General features: G+C 70.0%; 14 protein-coding genes and 1 tRNA gene. 5 read left to right on the plus strand and 10 right to left on the minus strand.

The genetic code is table 11. From position 1 onward, the window contains the following. Nucleotides 1-59: 59 nt before the first annotated feature. Entirely contained in the window at nt 60-2339 is a 2280-nt protein-coding gene (locus IAG43_RS07360; RefSeq protein ID WP_187739953.1) for an FdhF/YdeP family oxidoreductase, read from the plus strand. A 51-nt stretch (nt 2340-2390) separates the two neighbouring features. After that, a complete protein-coding gene (locus IAG43_RS07365; protein WP_187739954.1) occupies nt 2391-2846 on the plus strand; it encodes a PaaI family thioesterase in 456 nt (151 codons plus the stop codon). A 98-nt stretch (nt 2847-2944) separates the two neighbouring features. Here the strand turns inward: IAG43_RS07365 and IAG43_RS07370 are convergent, their stop codons facing one another. The 6 genes from IAG43_RS07370 to IAG43_RS07395 form a co-directional block, all read right to left on the minus strand. Next, on the minus strand, nt 2945-3709 hold the full coding sequence (locus IAG43_RS07370) for an ABC transporter ATP-binding protein (RefSeq protein ID WP_246574129.1): 765 nt from the start codon (nt 3707-3709) through the stop codon (nt 2945-2947). Next, nucleotides 3706-4779, minus strand: coding sequence for an ABC transporter ATP-binding protein (locus IAG43_RS07375; protein ID WP_187739955.1), 1074 nt, complete (start codon nt 4777-4779; stop codon nt 3706-3708). The genes IAG43_RS07370 and IAG43_RS07375 overlap by 4 nt, the downstream gene beginning before the upstream one ends. Continuing rightward, nucleotides 4779-6164 carry a branched-chain amino acid ABC transporter permease gene (locus IAG43_RS07380; RefSeq protein WP_187739956.1) on the minus strand — a complete coding sequence of 462 codons (1386 nt, stop codon included), beginning with the start codon at nt 6162-6164 and terminating at the stop codon, nt 4779-4781. The genes IAG43_RS07375 and IAG43_RS07380 overlap by 1 nt, the downstream gene beginning before the upstream one ends. Beyond that, entirely contained in the window at nt 6161-7084 is a 924-nt protein-coding gene (locus tag IAG43_RS07385; RefSeq protein ID WP_187739957.1) for a branched-chain amino acid ABC transporter permease, read from the minus strand. Before IAG43_RS07385 ends, IAG43_RS07380 begins: the two co-directional genes overlap by 4 nt. A 199-nt stretch (nt 7085-7283) precedes the next feature. Beyond that, nucleotides 7284-8441 (minus strand): branched-chain amino acid ABC transporter substrate-binding protein, encoded by a 1158-nt coding sequence (locus IAG43_RS07390; protein ID WP_187739958.1) that lies wholly within the window; start codon nt 8439-8441, stop codon nt 7284-7286. Between the two features lie 687 nt (nt 8442-9128). After that, nucleotides 9129-9785: an ANTAR domain-containing response regulator gene (locus IAG43_RS07395; protein ID WP_147990358.1), complete on the minus strand. Its 657-nt coding sequence runs from the start codon at nt 9783-9785 to the stop codon at nt 9129-9131. A 96-nt stretch (nt 9786-9881) separates the two neighbouring features. On the opposite strand from IAG43_RS07395, the gene IAG43_RS07400 reads away from it, so the two are divergent. Together IAG43_RS07400 and IAG43_RS07405 are read left to right on the plus strand one after the other, a co-directional pair. Next, nucleotides 9882-9956: transfer RNA gene (locus IAG43_RS07400), tRNA-Leu, on the plus strand. A gap of 109 nt (nt 9957-10065) precedes the next feature. Beyond that, nucleotides 10066-10836 carry a helix-turn-helix domain-containing protein gene (locus IAG43_RS07405; protein WP_187739959.1) on the plus strand — a complete coding sequence of 257 codons (771 nt, stop codon included), beginning with the start codon at nt 10066-10068 and terminating at the stop codon, nt 10834-10836. Nucleotides 10837-10887: 51 nt separating this feature from the next. On the opposite strand, the gene pyk is transcribed toward IAG43_RS07405, so the two are convergent. Together pyk and IAG43_RS07415 are read right to left on the minus strand one after the other, a co-directional pair. Further along, a complete protein-coding gene (gene pyk / locus IAG43_RS07410; protein ID WP_187739960.1) occupies nt 10888-12315 on the minus strand; it encodes a pyruvate kinase in 1428 nt (475 codons plus the stop codon). A gap of 154 nt (nt 12316-12469) precedes the next feature. After that, a complete protein-coding gene (locus IAG43_RS07415; RefSeq protein ID WP_187739961.1) occupies nt 12470-13180 on the minus strand; it encodes an SIMPL domain-containing protein in 711 nt (236 codons plus the stop codon). A 139-nt stretch (nt 13181-13319) separates the two neighbouring features. On the opposite strand from IAG43_RS07415, the gene IAG43_RS07420 reads away from it, so the two are divergent. Continuing rightward, complete coding sequence (locus IAG43_RS07420) at nt 13320-15134, plus strand: bifunctional metallophosphatase/5'-nucleotidase (protein ID WP_187739962.1); 1815 nt, start codon at nt 13320-13322, stop codon at nt 15132-15134. Between the two features lie 48 nt (nt 15135-15182). On the opposite strand, the gene IAG43_RS07425 is transcribed toward IAG43_RS07420, so the two are convergent. Both IAG43_RS07425 and IAG43_RS07430 read right to left on the minus strand, forming a co-directional pair. Beyond that, entirely contained in the window at nt 15183-16613 is a 1431-nt protein-coding gene (locus IAG43_RS07425) for a lysine N(6)-hydroxylase/L-ornithine N(5)-oxygenase family protein (RefSeq protein ID WP_187739963.1), read from the minus strand. After that, the gene (locus IAG43_RS07430) at nt 16610-17998 is read right to left on the minus strand and encodes a pyridoxal phosphate-dependent decarboxylase family protein (protein WP_187739964.1); all 1389 of its coding nucleotides are present in this window, start codon (nt 17996-17998) and stop codon (nt 16610-16612) included. Before IAG43_RS07430 ends, IAG43_RS07425 begins: the two co-directional genes overlap by 4 nt. Between the last annotated feature and the right edge of the window lie 174 nt (nt 17999-18172).

Raw genomic sequence — 18172 nt, forward strand, 5'->3', positions numbered from 1 at the left:
CGGTGGCCCGTGACAAGATCTGAGGTGCACGCACAGACGCCCGCTCGAAGGAGAGCGCGATGCCCAGCAAGCCGCCCGCAGGGGACCCGGTCCAGGACGCGCCGCAGGTCGCGGCCCCTCAGCACGCGGCCGCCGGGCTGACGGCCATCGCCCACACCCTGCGCATGGCCCAGGAGCAGATGGGCGTCGCCCGCACCGCCCGCACCCTGCTCAAGGTCAACCAGAAGGACGGCTTCGACTGCCCCGGCTGCGCCTGGCCCGAGGGCGACAAGCGCCACGTGGCCGAGTTCTGCGAGAACGGCGCGAAGGCCGTCGCCGAGGAGGCCACGGTGCGCCGGGTCACCCCGGAGTTCTTCGCCGCGCACCCCGTGTCCGACCTCGCGGAGCGCAGCGGCTACTGGCTCGGCCAGCAGGGCCGCATCACCCGGCCCGTGCACCTGGCCGAGGGCGCCACCCACTACGAGGCGGTGAGCTGGGAGAAGGCGTTCGCGATCATCGCCGAGGAGCTGGGCGCCCTCGACTCCCCCGACGAGGCCCTCTTCTACACCTCCGGCCGCACCAGCAACGAGGCCGCCTTCCTCCTCCAGCTCTTCGCCCGCGAGTTCGGCACCAACAACCTGCCCGACTGCTCCAACATGTGCCACGAGTCCTCGGGATCGGCGCTCACCGAGACCATCGGCGTCGGCAAGGGCAGCGTCTCCCTGGAGGACCTCCACCAGGCCGACCTGATCATCGTCGCCGGACAGAACCCGGGCACCAACCACCCCCGGATGCTGACCGCCCTGGAGCAGGCCAAGGCCTCCGGCGCGAAGATCATCTCCGTCAATCCGCTGCCCGAGGCCGGCCTGGAGCGCTTCAAGAACCCGCAGAGCGTCTCCGGCCTGGTCAAGGGCGTCTCTCTGACCGACCTCTTCCTCCAGGTCCGCATCGGCGGCGACCAGGCCCTCTTCCGCCTGCTGAACAAGCTGATCCTGGAACGCGGCGGCGCGGTCGACGAGACCTTCGTCGCCGCGCACACCCACGGCTTCGACGAGTTCGCCGAGGCCGCCCGTTCCGCCGACTGGGACGAGACACTCGCCGCCACCGGGCTCGGCCGCGACGAGATCGAGCAGGCCCTCGCCATGGTCCTCGCCTCCGAGCGCACCATCGTCTGCTGGGCGATGGGCCTCACCCAGCACAAGCACTCCGTGGCCACCATCCGCGAAGTGGTCAACTTCCTCCTCCTGAGGGGCAACATCGGCCGCCCCGGCGCAGGCGTCTGCCCCGTCCGCGGACACTCCAACGTGCAGGGCGACCGCACCATGGGGATCTTCGAGCGCCCCTCCGCCGCGTTCCTCGACGCGCTGGAAGCCGAGTTCGGCTTCGCCCCGCCGCGCCACCACGGCCTCGACGTCGTCCGCTCCATCGAGGCACTGCGCGACGGCCGGGCGAAGGTCTTCTTCGCCATGGGCGGCAACTTCGTCGCCGCCACCCCCGACACCGACGTCACCGAGGCGGCCGTGCGCCGCGCCCGCCTCACCGTCCACGTCTCGACGAAACTGAACCGCTCGCACGCCGTCACCGGCCGCCGCGCCCTGATCCTGCCCACCCTCGGCCGCACCGACAAGGACGTCCAGGCCGGCGGCCGCCAGGTCGTCACCGTCGAGGACTCCATGGGCATGGTCCACGCCTCACGCGGCAACCTCGCCCCCGCAAGCCCCCATCTCCTCTCCGAACCCGCCATCGTCGCCCGCATGGCCCGCGCCGTCCTCGGCCCCGCCTCCCGCACCCCCTGGGAGGAGTTCGAGAAGGACTACGGCACCATCCGCGACCGCATCGCCCGCGTCGTCCCCGGCTTCGTGGACTTCAACGCGAAGATCGCGCGGCCCGGCGGCTTCGCCCTCCCCCACGCCCCCCGCGACGAGCGCCGCTTCCCCACCGCCACCGGCAAGGCCAACTTCACCGCCGCCCCCGTCGAGTACCCGAAGCTCCCCGCCGGCCGGCTGCTGCTCCAGACCCTGCGCTCCCACGACCAGTACAACACCACGATCTACGGCCTCGACGACCGCTACCGCGGCATCAGGGGCGGCCGCCGCGTCGTCCTCGTCCACCCCGACGACGCCCGCGAACTCGGCCTCGCCGACGGCGCGTACGCCGACCTCGTCGGCGAATGGAAGGACGGCGTGGAGCGCCGCGCCCCCGGCTTCCGGGTCGTCCACTACCCCACGGCCCGCGGCTGCGCCGCCGCCTACTACCCGGAGACGAACGTCCTGGTCCCGCTGGACTCCACCGCCGACACCAGCAACACCCCCGCCAGCAAGTCCGTCATCGTGCGTCTGGAACAATCACCGTCCGCCTAAGCGTTCGCTCAGGCAGTAGGGACAACGACGTTCGACGATCGGAGCGGCCCCATGGGCGAGCAGACCGTGCAGTTCCCGCAGGAAGTCATCGACCAGTACGCCGAACTCGGGGTGGACCTGCCCGCCCTGTTCTCCGCCGGAGACCTCGGCGAACGCATGGGCGTCACGATCACCGAAGCCGCCGCGGACCGCGTCGTCGGCACCATGCCCGTCAAGGGCAACACCCAGCCCTACGGACTCCTCCACGGCGGCGCCTCCGCCGTACTCGCCGAAACCCTCGGATCGGTCGGCTCCATGCTCCACGGCGGCCCCTCCAAGATCGCCGTCGGCGTCGACCTCAACTGCACCCACCACCGCGGCGCCCGCGACGGCATCGTCACCGGCGTCGCCACCCCCGTCCACCGCGGCCGCTCCACCGCCACCTACGAAATCGTCATCTCCGACGAACAGAACCGGCGCGTCTGCACCGCCCGCCTCACCTGCCTCCTCCGCGACGCCCAGGGCTGACCCCACACCCCCCGCACACCCGCACACCGCACACCGCACACGACAAGGGGCCAGGAGACCGAAGTCCCCTGGCCCCTCACCTCGCACAGCCGCAGCCGTCAGGCGCCCTCACCGAGGTACGCCGCACGGATCCGCGTGTCGGACAGCAGCTCGGACGCCGGACCCGACATCGCCACCGCACCCGTCTCCAGGACATAGCCGCGGTCGGCCAGGCCCAAGGCCTGCGTGGCGTTCTGCTCGACGAGCAGCACGGTCGTGCCCTGCTTGTTGATCTCCTCGATGATCTCGAAGATCTGCTGCACGATCAGCGGCGCCAGACCCATCGAAGGCTCGTCCAGGAGCAGCAGCTCCGGCCGGCCCATCAGCGCGCGGCCGATGGCCAGCATCTGCTGCTCACCGCCGGAGAGCGTGCCCGCGAGCTGCGTACGCCGCTCGGCCAGGCGCGGGAACAGGGTGAACGCGCGGTCCAGGTCGGCGGCGTCCACCGAGTTGAACTTGTACGCGCCCATCTCCAGGTTCTCGCGCACGGTCATCGTCGCGAAGACCCGCCGGCCCTCGGGCACATGCCCGATGCCGAACTGCACCAGCTCGTGCGACTTGATCCCGTCGATCCGCTCACCGCGGTACAGCACCTCGCCGACCCGCGGCTGGAGCATGCCCGAGATGGTGCGCAGCGTCGTCGTCTTGCCCGCGCCGTTACCGCCCAGCAGAGCGACGATCTCGCCCTTGCGCACGGTCAGGTCGATGCCCTTGAGGGCCTCGATGGCGCCGTAGAAGACGTGCATGCCCTTGAGTTCGAGGAGGGTCTCCTCCGCAGGACCACCGGTACCGGCGTCCTTCTGCAGCTCGGTCGTGGTGCTCACTTGCCGCTCTCCTCGTCCGGCGAAGCGCCGTCCGCCGCCTGATCCGTCGTCGCCCCGGACGGCGCCGCCCCAGCAGGGGCGCCCTCCTCCGAAGCGTCCTCGTCCGGCACCGCGGCGTCGGACGACGCCGCGTCACCGGAGGCGACCGCGGGCGCGGCCGCCGGCCCCGCCACGTCGTTCTCCTCCGACGCGCGCTGCTCGGCGATCACGGCCTGCACCACCTCGGCGTCCTCCGAGGAGGCACCGAGGTACGCCTCGATGACCGCCGGGTGCTGCTGCACCTCGCTCGGCGACCCCTCGGCGATCCGCTTGCCGAAGTTCAGCACCATCACCCGGTCCGCCACCGACATCACCAGACGCATGTCGTGCTCGATCAGCAGCACGCTCACACCCAGCTCGGTGTTGATCCGGCGGATCAGCTGCTCCAGCTCCAGCTTCTCCGTCGGGTTCGTCCCCGCCGCCGGCTCGTCCAGCAGGAGCACCTGCGGGTCCGTCGCCAGCGCCCGCGCGATCTCCAGACTGCGCTGGTCACCGTAGGACAGACTGCCCGCGATCTCGTTGAGCTTGCTCTCCAGCCCCACGAACCGCAGCAACCGGTGCGCCCGCTCGTCGCTCTGCCGCTCCGCCTTACGCGCGTTCGGCAGACCCAGCATGATCGACACCGGACCGGCCTTCAGCCGCGTCTCCGCCGCGATCTTCACGTTCTCCAGCGCCGTCAGCGCCGAGAACAGACGGATGTTCTGGAACGTACGCGCCAGACCCACCCGGTTGACGATGTGCGGCTTCCTGCCGAGCAGCGACTTCTCGTCACCGTCCTTCGAACGGAAGAGAATCTTCCCGTCCTGCGGGGTGTACGCCCCCGTCAGCGAGTTGAACAGCGAGGTCTTCCCCGCGCCGTTCGGCCCGATCACCGCCAGGACCTCGCCCCGGCGCATCCGCACGTCGACCTTGTCCAGCACGGTCAGACCGCCGAACCGCAGCGTCAGCTCCGACGCGTGCAGCACCAGGTCCGCACCGGCGTCCGCGGACCCCGCGCCCGCCGTCGCTTCGTTCTTCACGTCGGTGCCCATCAGATCCTGCCTCCCGCCGGCTCGGTCATCGCGTCGGCGTCACCGATGCCTTCCTCGGCCATCTTCAGCTCACGCTGCCTGCGGCGGGACGGCCAGACGCCCTGCGGCCGGTAGATCATCATGACCACCAGCAGCGCGCCCAGGTACATGTAACGGTCGGACGGGTCCACCCAGTCCTTCAACGCCTCCGGCAGCCACACCAGCAGCGCCGTGCCGATCAGCACACCCGGGATCGAACCCATACCGCCGAAGATGACGTAGGCCAGGATCAGGATGGACTGCAGCAGCGGGAAGACCTCGGGATTGATGTACCCGTACTTGCTGGTGAAGATCACACCCGCGACACCCGACGTCGACGCACCGATCGCGAACGCCATCAGCTTGAAGCGGACCGTGTCCACACCGTTCGCCGCCGCCGCGATCTCGTCCTCACGGATCGCCGTCCACGCACGGCCCACCCGGGAGTGCTCCAGCCGCGCGAACAGGAAGATCACCAGCACGATGAAGAAGACCAGCAGATACCAGTAGGGCAGCGGCTTGATCGACCACTTGTACTCGATACCGGCGAAGTCGATCGAGAAGTCCGGGATCAGACGCGCGCCCTGCGGGCCGCCCGTCAGGCCGTCGGCGTTCTTCGCGACCAGGTAGATGATCTCGTGGAAGCCGAGGGTCACGATCGCCAGGTAGTCGCCCCTCAGCCGCAGCGTCGGAGCACCGAGCAGCAGACCGCAGATCAGACACGTCACCACCGCGACCGGGATGACCCAGAAGTTGTTCAGCACCACCGGCGGCTCGACCGGAAGCCGGCCCGTCCAGTACGCGGTCGAGTACGCGCCGACCGCGAAGAACGCGAAGAAGCCGAGGTCCAGCAGACCCGCCCAGCCGATCACCACGTTCAGGCCGATCGCCAGCAGCGCGAAGATCGCGATCTGGTCCACCAGCACCGTCTGCCAGGTCCGCTCCAGACCCGACGGAATGACCAGCACCAGGATCAGCAGAACCGCCAGCGCACCCATCCGCAGCCGCTTGTCCGACTTGAACCGGGCCACCAGCCCGCCCACCGGACCGCTCGACGTCGTCGACTGCGCAGCCGACTTCGCCTTCGCCACACCCGACTTGATCGGCGCGCCCACGAACTCCCGCAGCGCCCACACACCGACCGTCAGGCCCAGGCAGATCCACAGGTTCGGACCCGTGAACGTGTGCTCGATCGAGTAGAAGATGTCCCGGGTGTTGCCCTGCTCACCCGTCACCAGCGCGAGCAGCACACCGAGCGCGATCATCGCCCACAGGCGCGTGAAACGCTCCGTCCGGTACCACGCCGTACGGCGCAGCTTCGCCGCAGCAGACGGCGTCAGGTTCTTCGAAGTCTCCACCGTGCTCATGCCGCCCTCCCCACTCGCTCGCCGAGGATGCCCATCGGGCGGAACATCAGCACCAGGATCAGCACGACCATGGCCGACACCGCACGCCACTCGTCACCGAGCAGCGGCACGGTCATCGTCTCCACGATGCCGATCAGGATGCCACCGAACATCGCACCGCGGATGTTGCCGATACCACCGACCACGGCGGCGGCGAACGCGGTGATGCCCGGAATGAAGCCCATCGTGTACGACACCTGGTTCAGGTTGGCGAACAGGAAGCCCGCCACACCGCCCAGGACACCGCCGACGATGAACGTGCGGGAGATGACCTTGTCGATGTTGACACCCATCAGCCCCGCGACCTCGGCGTCCTGCGCCACCGCGCGGATGCCCTTGCCGAGCTTGGTGCGGTTCACCAGCAGGTCGAGCGCGATCATCATGACCACGGCCGTCGCGAACTGCAGCATCTGGGTGATGTTCACACCCGCGCCGAAGATCGAGAAGATCTCGCGGTTCTGGTACATCTCCGGCAGCGGCAGCGGGTCACGCCCGAAGAGCTTGCCGGCGAGGTTGTACAGGAAGAACGAGGCGCCGATCGCCGTGATCAGGAAGATCAGGCGGGGAGCACCGCGTCTGCGCAGAGGCCGGTACGCGACCTTCTCCAGGCCGTACGCCGTGACACCACCGAAGAGCGCCGACCCCGCCATGGCGAGAGCGACGAAGCCGATGGACGCCAGAGCGGTCGGGTTGTCCCCCGGATTGACGAGCTGAAGGACGATGAGGCTGCCGTAGGCGCCGAGCATGAACACCTCGCTGTGCGCGAAGTTGATCAGCTGCAGCACACCGTAGACAAGTGTGTAGCCGATGGCGATGACGGCGTACAGCGAGCCGAGCATCACCCCTAGGACGAGATAGTCCCAGAATTCCTGAAGGGACATGGAGCAGACTTCCTTGTGGGAGCTGAGCGGACCCGGCGCTCGTGGCGACGAGGGCGGCCCGCGGGCGGAACTTTCGAAACAGCGGGGGAACGACGCCCCTCACTTCGCAGACGGGGGCCGGGAGAACTGCTGCCTCCCGGCCCCCAGTCGCATGGCCTCAGCCACTCTGTCGCGTGGCTTCAGCCACTAAGCCCCAGCGTCAGCCGGCCAGCTCGTTGATGTTGCCCTGGTACCCGATCTTGCCGCCCTTGACCTGGTACAGGTAGACGTCGGTGCCCTTGAACTCGCCGTTCTCACCGAACTCGAACGTCTTCGTCAGGCCCTTGTAGGAGGCCTTCGCCAGCGCGTCGCGCAGCGCCTCGCGCTCCACGTCGGCACCCGACTTCTTGACCTCTTCGATGATCATGTTGGTGATGTCGTACGCCTCGGCGGAGTACGTGCCGGGCGCCCGGCCGAACTCCTTCTGGTAGTCCTCGGCGAACTTCTTCGTCCCGGCCTCGACGGTGGCGTCGGTGCAGGGGCAGGTGAGGAACCAGTTCTCGGAGGCGTCACCGGCCAGCTCGACGAACTTCGCGTCGTTCGAGCCGTCGCCCGAGATGCCCGCGCCCTTGTAGCCGGCGTCCTTCAGCTTCTTCGCGAACGGCGCCAGGTCCTGGTAGTAACCGGCGTAGATCAGCGCGTCGGCCTTGGAGTTGACGACGTCCTTGGCCGTGGCCGAGTAGTCCGGCGTCTTCTGCGGGACGGACTTCTTGACGACCTCGATGCCGGCGTCCTTCAGACCCTTCTCGGCGACAGTCGCCAGGCCCACGCCGTAGTCGGTCTTGTCGTCGATCAGGTAGACCTTCTTCGCCTGCAGCTTCTTGGCGTAGTAGGTCGCCATGCCGGCGCCCTGCATGTTGTCGTTGGGGACACCGCGCAGGAAGGAGGTGAAGCCGTTCTCCTTGTCCGTCAGCAGCGGGTTGGTCGCCGACGGGGACACCGTCACCAGACCGGACTCCGCGTACAGCGGCGACGAGGTGTTCGTCGGACCGGAGAAGGCGGGACCGACGACGGCGACGACGCCCTCGTCGTCGATGATCTTCTGCGCGGCGGCCGTGGCCTTGTCCGGCAGACCCTGGTCGTCACCCGCGACGTACTCGAGCTCGAAGTCGAGGTCGCCCTTGGCGTTGGCCTGCTGGATGGCCAGCTTCACGCCGTTCTGCATGTTCTCGCCGAGTGCCACGTTGTCACCGGAGAGCGGGCCCTGGAAGGCAATCTTCACGGCACCGTCGCTGCCGGAATCCGATCCGCATCCCGTCAACGCGAGAGCACCCACTGCCAGCGGTATGGCCAGCTTGACGATGGTCTTGTTCAGCACTACGAACCCCTTGGAGCCGCCCGAACGATCTTGTCTGCGGGCGCAGTTGCCGGCGCCTCGCAGGACACCGCTTGTCCGCGCGGTGTGCCGGGAATGTAATCGCGCGTTCGTGCGCACCGATAGGTGACCGGAGGATGTGTGATCGCCCTGTGACCTGAGTCATGCGCCGGAAACAGAACACTCCTTACCGGCGACCGGACATGTCATCCGTGATCCACAGCTTCCCGACAACTCGCGCAGCACCCGCGCGAGGGCCGCACACCCTCCCCGGAACCCCGCCCGGGCCACCGGAATCCCCCCAGGTCAACAGCCCTGAGCACCCCCGGCGAATGTGACGCCGACCACTTCCGCGACGCTCACGGCATGGCCGGAACTCGACCCCCGGAGGGCCGCACCACCCGTGTCCGCTGAGCGGACCGTCTCACCGCAGAGCACCCTCCGCCCCACCGCACACCCGAGACCTCGCCACTCACACAGGGTCACCGCGTGCGCACGAAACGTCAGAAGAGCGTAGGCGCCACAGTAGCGGCCACACCTCCCCCACGCCCCCGCCTCGACGACAACCTTCACAACTTCCGCCGCCCTCCCTCCCCCACCGCACTCCCCCGCAACGGCGAAAGCCCCCGGCACACCCGAAATCGGGATGCGCCGGAGGCTCCGGTACGTCACGGCCCGCCAGGGCCCCGCCTACTGCCCCTTGGCCGCCTTCTTCTCCTCGGCGTCCTCGATGACCGCCTCGGCCACCTGCTGCATGGACAGCCGCCGGTCCATCGACGTCTTCTGGATCCACCGGAACGCCGCCGGCTCCGTCAGCCCGTACTGCGTCTGCAGGATGCTCTTCGCCCGGTCCACCAGCTTCCGCGTCTCCAGCCGCTGCGAGAGGTCGGCGACCTCCTTCTCCAGCGCCCGGAGCTCGGTGAACCGCGACACCGCCATCTCGATGGCCGGCACCACGTCGCTCTTGCTGAACGGCTTCACCAGGTACGCCATCGCCCCCGCGTCCCGGGCCCGCTCCACGAGGTCCCGCTGGGAGAACGCGGTCAGCATCAGCACCGGGGCGATGGACTCCTCGGCGATCTTCTCCGCCGCCGAAATACCGTCCAGCACGGGCATCTTCACGTCGAGGATGACCAGATCCGGGCGGTGCTCCCGCGCCAGCTCGACGGCGCGCTGCCCGTCACCGGCCTCACCGACGACCGCGTACCCCTCCTCCTCCAGCATCTCTTTGAGGTCGAGCCTGATCAGGGCCTCGTCCTCGGCGATGACGACGCGGGTCGTCAGCGGCGGTACGTGCGACTTGTCGTCGTCGTCGGCGATCGGCTGGGGCGACTCGGGGGCGGTCACGGGACTCCTCGTTTCAAGGCAGGGTGCTCCCCATGAGCCTACCCAGCTGCGGTAAGGTGGTGCGCACGGCATCAGACTTAACCTTCGATTCCGTGAGCCCCGGTAGCCCAACTGGCAGCAGGCAATGGATTCAAAACCCATACAGTGTCGGTTCGAATCCGACCCGGGGCACTTTACCTTCTATTCCAAGGTCACGGTATTTCGCTCATCTTTCACGTGATCGTGTGAACCACGGCCTTACCCGCCACTCATCCCGCGGGCATTCGCGAGGGTCGTCCATGTGTACGACATGACCGCGCGACAACACGCCCTGAACCTCCTCTCCCAGGGCCGCAGCCTGAATTCTGTGAGCGGAGAACTGGGGATCTCCCGGTCGGCACTGCGCTCATGGAAAGCTCGGCCGTCTCCGCTCCGCAGCGACCTCCTGTGCCCGCGCTGTCAGGGCGATCCCGATGCCCGGCCTCCCGGGGCCGCGTACGCCTATCTCCTCGGCCTGTATCTCGGTGACGGCTGCATCTCCCCTTTGCCCCGTGGGGTCCACCTGCTCCGCATCGCGTGCGCCGATGCATGGCCCGGTCTGATCGACTCGTGCGCGGAGGCCGTCCGGGCCGCCCGCCCGGGCAACCGGGTCGGACGGGTCACGCGTCAGGGATGCACGTACGTCACGTCGTACAGCAAGCACTGGCCCTGCCTCTTCCCCCAGCACGGCCCCGGCCGCAAGCACGACCGCAGGATCGTCCTCGAGTCCTGGCAGCGGGAGATCGTGGACGCGTCGCCCTGGGAGTTCGTGCGCGGGCTGGTGCACTCCGACGGGTGCCGGAACATGAACTGGACGACGCGGATCGTGGGCGGGGAGGTCAAGCGGTACGAGTACGCGCGGTACTTCTTCACCAACGTGTCCGACGACATCCGGCGCCTCTACACGGACACCCTCGACAGCCTCGGCGTCGAGTGGCGGACGTGTGTGCGCGGCGGCCGGCCGTACAGCGTGTCGGTGGCCCGACGCGCGTCCGTGGCGCTGATGGACGCGCATGTCGGGCCGAAGCACTGAACCCGCCGGGCGGGATGCCGGGGCCGGCGGGCCGGGTGGCGGCGGGGCCCGCTACTTCACGCTCTCGCCGATGTGGTGGACGCGCACCAGGTTGGTCGAGCCGGCGACGCCGGGCGGCGAGCCGGCCGTGATGACGACGATGTCGCCCTTGCGGCAGCGGCCGATGCGCAGGAGTTCCTCGTCGACCTGGGCGACCATCGCGTCGGTGGAGTCGACGTGGGGGCCGAGGAAGGTCTCGACGCCCCAGGTGAGGTTGAGCTGGGCGCGGGTCGCGGGGTCGGGGGTGAAGGCGAGGAGGGGGATCGGCGAGCGGTAGCGGGAGAGGCGGCGGACGGTGTCGCCGGACTGGGTGAAGGCGACGAGGAACGTGGCGCCGAGGAAGTCGCCCATCTCGGCGGCGGCGCGGGCGACGGCGCCGCCCTGGGTGCGGGGCTTGTTCCGCTCGGTGAGCGGCGGGAGGCCCTTGGCGAGGACGTCCTCCTCGGCGGCCTCGACGATGCGGCTCATGGTGCGCACGGTCTCGACGGGGTACTTGCCGACGCTGGTCTCGCCGGAGAGCATCACGGCGTCGGTGCCGTCGATGACGGCGTTGGCGACGTCGGAGGCCTCGGCGCGGGTGGGGCGGCTGTTGTCGATCATCGAGTCGAGCATCTGGGTGGCGACGATGACCGGCTTGGCGTTGCGCTTGGCCAGCTTGATGGCGCGCTTCTGGACGATTGGGACCTGTTCGAGGGGCATTTCGACGCCGAGGTCGCCGCGGGCGACCATGATGCCGTCGAAGGCGGCGACGATGTCGTCGATGTTCTCGACGGCCTGGGGCTTCTCGACCTTGGCGATGACGGGGACGCGGCGTCCTTCCTCGTCCATGACGCGGTGGACGTCCTCGATGTCGCGGCCGGTGCGGACGAAGGAGAGGGCGATGACGTCGGCGCCGGTGCGCAGGGCCCAGCGGAGGTCTTCGATGTCCTTCTCGGAGAGGGCGGGGACGGAGACGGCGACGCCGGGGAGGTTGAGGCCCTTGTGGTCGGAGACCATGCCGCCTTCGATGACGGCGGTGTGCACGCGGGGGCCGTCGACGCGGGTCACTTCGAGGGCGACCTTGCCGTCGTCGACGAGGATGCGTTCGCCGGGGGTGACGTCGCCGGCGAGTCCGCGGTAGGTGGTGCCGCAGGTGTGGCGGTCGCCTTCGACGTCTTCGACGGTGATGGTGAATTCATCGCCGCGTTCGAGAAGTACGGGGCCTTCCTGGAAGCGGCCGAGGCGGATCTTCGGGCCTTGAAGGTCGGCGAGGATGCCGACGCTGCGGCCGGTTTCCTCGGCGGCCTTGCGGACGTGCCGGAATCTTTCCTCGTGGTCGGCGTAGATGCCGTGGCTGAGGTTGAGTCGGGCGATGTCCATTCCGGCTTCGACCAGAGCTTTGATCTGGTCGTATGTGTCGGTGGCGGGGCCCAGGGTGCAGACGATTTTCGCTCGGCGCATGGTTCGAGCCTATGGCTTACCGGCGGGTAGAGAATTGGCCCGGCATGACTGTTCAACAACCTTTGCATGAAGGGCTGTTGACAAGTGTTGAATTGTGCAGGGGGTCGCTCCGATGAGCGTGCGGAGTGGTGTGCGGAGTGGTGTGCGCGGAGATTCACCCGAGGCGTGGCGGGGTGATGGTGAAGCGGGCGGTGAGCTGCGCGAAGACGGTCTGGAGCTGGGGTTCGAGGTCGAGGGCGGGTGCGGCCTCGGTGGTGGCGGGTCCGCCGAAGGAGCGGAGGGCGCCGGCGGGCTGCATGGGGGCGAAGGGGTCGTCGGTGCCGGTGTCGGCGATTTCGATGAGGGTGTCGAGGTCGCTGCCGAGCGCGTGTGCGTATTCGCGGGCGCGGCGGACGGCGTCGTGGACGGCGGCGCGCCGGGCTTCGGCGTGGACGGGTGAGTCGGGGCGCAGGGTCCACCAGGGGCCGGTGACGGTGGTGAGGTCGAGGTCGGCGAGGCGGGTGGTGAGTTCGCCGAGGGCGGTGAAGTCGGTGAGGACGGCGGTGGTGCGGACGGTGCCGTGGTAGGCGCGGATGCGTTCGCCGCGGCCGTGCTGGCTGAGTTCGGGGCTGATGGAGAAGGCACCGGTGGAGAGCTTCTCGACGGCGTCGCCGTAGGAGCGGACGAGGTCGAGGACGGCGGTGTTGCGGCGGGTGAGGTCGTCGAGGGCGGTGCGGCGGTCCTTGCCGCGGGCGCCGGTCTGGACGGCGATGGTGGCGGTCTCGGGGTCGCGTTCGAGCCGGGCTTCGCCGCGGACGTGGACGCGGGGAGGTGCGAGGGGGGCGGTCGGGGCGGTCGGGGCGGTGGGGATGCCGTCGGCGGCCATGTGGCTCCTCGGTGGGGGTTGCCGGGTCTGCGCGCGTCCGGAGTGAGGTGTGTGAGGTGTGTGAGGTGAAGCCTTCCCCACCGAGGGGGTGCTGCGCCATTATCTACGCGCGTTGTGCACGTGAGCGAAGGAGACGAACATGCCGTTGAACCGCAGGAAGTTCCTGGAGCGGTCGGCCGCCGCGGGTGCCGGTGCGGCCGTCGCGGGGAGCGCGGCCGCGCCCGCTTCGGCGGCCGGTGCGCGGGAGCAGGAGCGCGGTGGGGGCCGGGGGGCGAAGCGGTACTCCTTCACGGTGATGGGGACGACCGATCTGCACGGCAACGTCTTCAACTGGGACTACTTCACGGACAGGGAGTTCGACGACAAGGCGCACAACGATGTGGGCCTGGCGAAGATCTCGACGCTGGTGGACCGGGTGCGTGCGGAGCGCGGGCGGGGCAACACGCTGCTGATCGACGCGGGTGACACCATCCAGGGCACGCAGTTGTCGTACTACTACGCCAAGGTGGACCCGATCACGGCGCGGCGGGGTCCGGTGCATCCGATGGCGCAGGCGATGAACGCCATCGGGTACGACGCGGCGGCGCTCGGGAACCACGAGTTCAACTACGGCATCCCGGTGCTGCGGAAGTTCGAGGAGCAGTGCGACTTCCCGTTGCTGGGGGCGAACGCGCTGGACGCGAAAACGCTGCGCCCGGCGTTCGCGCCGTACAGCATGCACCGGCTGCGCACGCCGTGCGGGCGTGATGTGCGGGTGGCGGTGCTGGGTCTGACGAATCCGGGGATCGCGATCTGGGACAAGCAGAACGTGGCCGGCCGGATGGTGTTCCCGGGTCTGGAGGAGCAGGCGGCGAAATGGGTGCCGCGGCTGCGGTCGATGGGCGCCGATGTGATGGTCGTGTCGGCGCACTCGGGGTCGAGCGGCACGTCCTCGTACGGGGACCAGCTGCCGTACGTGGAGAACGCGGCGGGTCTGGTGGCCGAGCAGGTGCCGGGGATCGACGCGATCCTGGTGGGTCACGCGCACACGGAGATCGCCGAGCACTTCGTCACCAACAGGGAGACGGGTGCGCAGGTGGTGCTGTCGGAGCCGTTGAAGTGGGGGCAGCGGCTGACGCTGTTCGACTTCGACCTGGTGTGGGGCCGGGGTCGCTGGACGGTGGAGCGGGTGGGCGCGCGGGTGCTGAACTCGAACGCGGTGGAGGAGGATCCGCGGATCACGCGGCTGCTGGGTGACGAGCACCGGAAGGTGGTGGCGTACGTCAACCAGGTGATCGGTACGTCGGTGGCGGCGATGACGACGGCGGAGGCCGCGTGGAAGGACGAGCCGATCATCGACCTGATCAACCATGTGCAGGCCGAGACGGTGCGGGCGGCGCTGGCGGGCGGGGAGTACGGGGCGCTGCCGGTGCTGTCGCAGGCTTCGTGTTTCTCGCGCACGGCGGCGATTCCGGCGGGCGAGGTGACGATCCGGGACGCGGCGGGCCTGTACGTGTTCGAGAACACGCTGGAGGCGCGGGTGCTGACGGGTGCGCAGCTGAAGGACTACCTGGAGTTCTCGGCGCGGTATTTCGTGCGGACGGCGCCGGGTGCGGCGGTGGATCCGTCGCAGTTGACGAACGCGGACGGGACGCCGGACTACAACTACGACGCGGTGTCGGGTCTGGTGTACGACATCGACATCTCGCGGCCTGCGGGGTCGCGGATCACGGGGCTGGCCTTCGAGGGTGCGCCGGTGGATCCTGCGGCGCGGTTCGTGCTGGCGGTGAACAACTACCGGGCGAGCGGTGGGGGGAACTTCCCGCATGTGGCGGGGGCGCCGCAGGTGTGGGCGAACTCGGAGGAGATCCGGAACACGATCATCGGGTGGGTGCAGTCGGAGGGGACGGTGGATCCTGCGGTGTTCGCGTCGGTGGGGTGGCGGCTGACGCGGGAGGGTGTGCCGGTGTTCTAGGCGTGTCGCGGGGCCCCGGGGGTGCGTTCCCCGGGGCCCCGCGGTGTGTCAGTGCTGCTGGAGGGGTGTGAGCGCGGGTGTCTGGCCGGGGATGCCGGGTGCTTCGCGGCGTTCGAGGCCGAAGCTGGTGAACGCGGTGCGCCGCGGCAGGGGGTAGGGCTCCTTGCCGGTGAGGGTGTTGAGGATGGAGGCGCTGCGCCAGGCGGCGAGGCCGAGGTCGGGGGCGCCGACGCCGTGGGTGTGGCGTTCGGCGTTCTGGACGTAGACGCTTCCGGTGACGGCGGGGTCGAGTGCCAGGCGGTGGCGGTCGTCGACGATCGGGCGGCCGGCGCTGTCGCGGCGCATGTAGGGGTCGATGCCGGCGAGGAGTCCTCCGAGGGGGCGTTCGCGGTAGCCGGTGGCGAGGACGACGGCGTCGGTGGTGAGCCGGGAGCGGGTGCCCTGCTGGGTGTGTTCGAGGTGGAGTTCGACTTTGGTGGTGGCGACGCGGCCGGCGGTGCGGACGGTGACTCCGGGGGTGAGGACGGCGTCGGGCCAGCCTCCGTCGAGGGTGCGGCGGTAGAGCTCCTGGTGGATGGCGTCGATGGTGGTGGCGTCGATGCCTTTGTGGAGCTGCCACTGGCGGGGGACGAGGTCGTTGCGCACGCGTTCGGGGAGGGCGTGGAAGTAGCGGGTGTAGTCGGGGGTGAAGTGTTCGAGGCCGAGTTTGGAGTACTCCATGGGGGCGAAGGACTCGGTGCGGGCGAGCCAGTGGAGGCGTTCCGCGCCGGCGGGTCTGGTCCTGAGCAGGTCGAGGAAGATCTCGGCGCCGGACTGGCCGGATCCGATGACGGTGACGTGGCCCGCGGTGGCGAGGGTGTCGCGGTGGTCGAGGTAGTCGGCGGAGTGGATGACGGGGACGCCGGGTGCGCCGGCGAGGGGGCGCAGGGGTTCGGGGATGTGCGGTTCGGTGCCGACGCCGAGGGCGATGTTGCGGGTGTAGGCGCGGCCGAGGGCTTCGGCTTCGCCGGTGGTGTCGAGCTGGGTGTAGTCGACTTCGAAGAGGTCGCGTTCGGGGCTCCAGCGGACGGCGTCGACCTGGTGGCCGAAGTGGAGGCCGGGGATGCCGTCGGCGGCCCAGCGGCAGTAGGCGTCGTATTCGGAGCGCTGGATGTGGAAGGTCTCGGCGAAGTAGAAGGGGAACAGCCGGTCGCGTGAGCGCAGGTAGTTGAGGAACGACCAGGGGCTGGCGGGGTCGGCGAGGGTGACGAGGTCGGCGAGGAAGGGCACCTGGAGGGTGGTGCCTTCGATGAGGAGCCCGGGGTGCCAGCGGAAGGCGGGCCGCTGGTCGTAGAAGGCGGTGGCGAGGCCGCCGGGGACGCCGTGGGCGAGGGCGGCGAGGGAGAGGTTGAACGGGCCGATGCCGATGCCCACGAGGTCGTGGGGGCGGATGGTGTCGGCCGCCGCCGGGGCGGCCTGGGGTGCGGGCGTGCCGTTCATCGGGGCGTGCTGCCTTCCACGAGGGCGATCAGGGTGTCGAGCCGTTCCGGGGTGGTGTGCGGGTTGAGCACGGTGGCCTTGAGCCAGACGCGGCCGCCGGCGCGGGCGCGGCCGAGGACGGCGGTGCCCTCGGTGAGCAGGGTGCGCCGGATGCCGGCGGTCTGTTCGTCGGTGGCGCCGGTGGGCCGGAGGAGGACGGTGGAGAGGGTGGGGCGTTCGTAGAGCTCGAGGCGGGGGTGTTTGGCGACGCGGTCGGCGAGGTCCTGGGCGGTGGTGCAGACGCGGTCGACGAGGTCGCCGAGGCCGCTGCGGCCGAGGGCGCGCAGGGTGACGGCGGTCTTGAGGATGTCCGGGCGGCGGGTGGTGCGCAGGGAGCGGCCGAGGAGGTCGGGGAGGCCGGCGTCGGTGTCGTCGGTGGCGTTGAGGTAGTCGGCGGTGTGGGCGAGGGGGGCGGCGCGGTCGGCCGTGGGGAGTGCGAGGAGTCCGGCGGCTACGGGCTGCCAGCCGAGTTTGTGCAGGTCGAGGGTGACGGAGTCGGCGCGGTCGAGTCCGTCGAGGAGGTGGCGGCGGCTGTCGCTGAACAGCAGGGGGCCGCCGTAGGCGGCGTCGACGTGGAGGGCGGCGCCGTGGTGTGCGGTGATGTCGGCGATGGCGGCCAGGGGGTCGATGCGGCCCGTGTCGGTGGTGCCGGCGGTGGCGACGACGAGGGCGGGTCCGGGGGTGACGGTGAGGGTGCGGTGGAGGGCGTCCGGGTCGTCGAGGGCGGTGGTGACCGGTGCGGGGAGTCCGAGGAGCCAGGCGGCGCGGTGCACGGAGTGGTGGGTGTCGGTGCCGCAGACGACGCGGAGCGGGGTGCCGGGGGCGCGTTCCCTGGCGAGGAGGAGGGCGAGCTGGTTGGACTCGGTGCCGCCGGTGGTGACGAGGGCTTCGGGGTCGGGCCGTGCCGGGTAGACCTGGGCGGCGAGGGCGCGGGTGACGGTCTGCTCGATCTCGGAGGCGGCGGGGGCCTGGTCCCAGGAGTCCATGGACGGGTTGAGCGCGGCGGCGGCGAGGTCGGCGGCGACGGCGAGTGCGAGGGGTGGGGTGTGCAGGTGGGCGGCGCAGAGGGGGTCGGCGGGGTCGGCGGAGCCTTCGGCGAGGGTGCGGACGAGGTCGCGGAGGGCGTGCCCGGGGTCGTGGCCGTGTGCGGGGAGGGGGTCGCGCAGGAGGTCGCGCACCCGGGCGGCGACCGCTTCGGGGCCGCCTGCGGGGAGGGGGCCGCCGCGGGCCTCGGCTCCGTCCTCGAGTGCGCGGAGCACGATGTCGAGGAGAGGCCGCAGGGCGCCCGGCCCGGTGGTGCCTCCGGCGAGGCGCGGTGTCGGGTGGCGGGGAGAGGGCGTGCGCATGTGGTCCTTCGGGGCCAGGTCGTCGCGGGGCAGGGTGCACCCGGGTAGCTCAACGATCGGGACCGGAAGGAGTATCGGAGGGGCGTGGTGACCGGCGGCGGGGGGCGGCCGGGGGTAGGGCGGCCGGCGTGGTGGGACGACGGGCAGCGGGCCGCCCCTCCGGTGGCTCGGGCG

Source organism: Streptomyces genisteinicus (assembly GCF_014489615.1).
Taxonomy (GTDB): Bacteria; Actinomycetota; Actinomycetes; order Streptomycetales; family Streptomycetaceae; genus Streptomyces; species Streptomyces genisteinicus.

Excerpts from the sequence above, each read along its gene's own strand:
- IAG43_RS07360 (WP_187739953.1), top strand. The coding sequence starts at position 60 with ATGCCCAGCAAGCCGCCCGCAGGGGACCCGGTCCAGGACGCGCCGCAG.
- IAG43_RS07365 (WP_187739954.1), top strand. The coding sequence starts at position 2,391 with ATGGGCGAGCAGACCGTGCAGTTCCCGCAGGAAGTCATCGACCAGTAC.
- IAG43_RS07375 (WP_187739955.1), bottom strand. The coding sequence starts at position 4,779 with ATGGGCACCGACGTGAAGAACGAAGCGACGGCGGGCGCGGGGTCCGCG.
- IAG43_RS07380 (WP_187739956.1), bottom strand. The coding sequence starts at position 6,164 with ATGAGCACGGTGGAGACTTCGAAGAACCTGACGCCGTCTGCTGCGGCG.
- IAG43_RS07385 (WP_187739957.1), bottom strand. The coding sequence starts at position 7,084 with ATGTCCCTTCAGGAATTCTGGGACTATCTCGTCCTAGGGGTGATGCTC.
- pyk (WP_187739960.1), bottom strand. The coding sequence starts at position 12,315 with ATGCGCCGAGCGAAAATCGTCTGCACCCTGGGCCCCGCCACCGACACA.
- IAG43_RS07415 (WP_187739961.1), bottom strand. The coding sequence starts at position 13,180 with ATGGCCGCCGACGGCATCCCCACCGCCCCGACCGCCCCGACCGCCCCC.
- IAG43_RS07420 (WP_187739962.1), top strand. The coding sequence starts at position 13,320 with ATGCCGTTGAACCGCAGGAAGTTCCTGGAGCGGTCGGCCGCCGCGGGT.
- IAG43_RS07425 (WP_187739963.1), bottom strand. The coding sequence starts at position 16,613 with ATGAACGGCACGCCCGCACCCCAGGCCGCCCCGGCGGCGGCCGACACC.
- IAG43_RS07430 (WP_187739964.1), bottom strand. The coding sequence starts at position 17,998 with ATGCGCACGCCCTCTCCCCGCCACCCGACACCGCGCCTCGCCGGAGGC.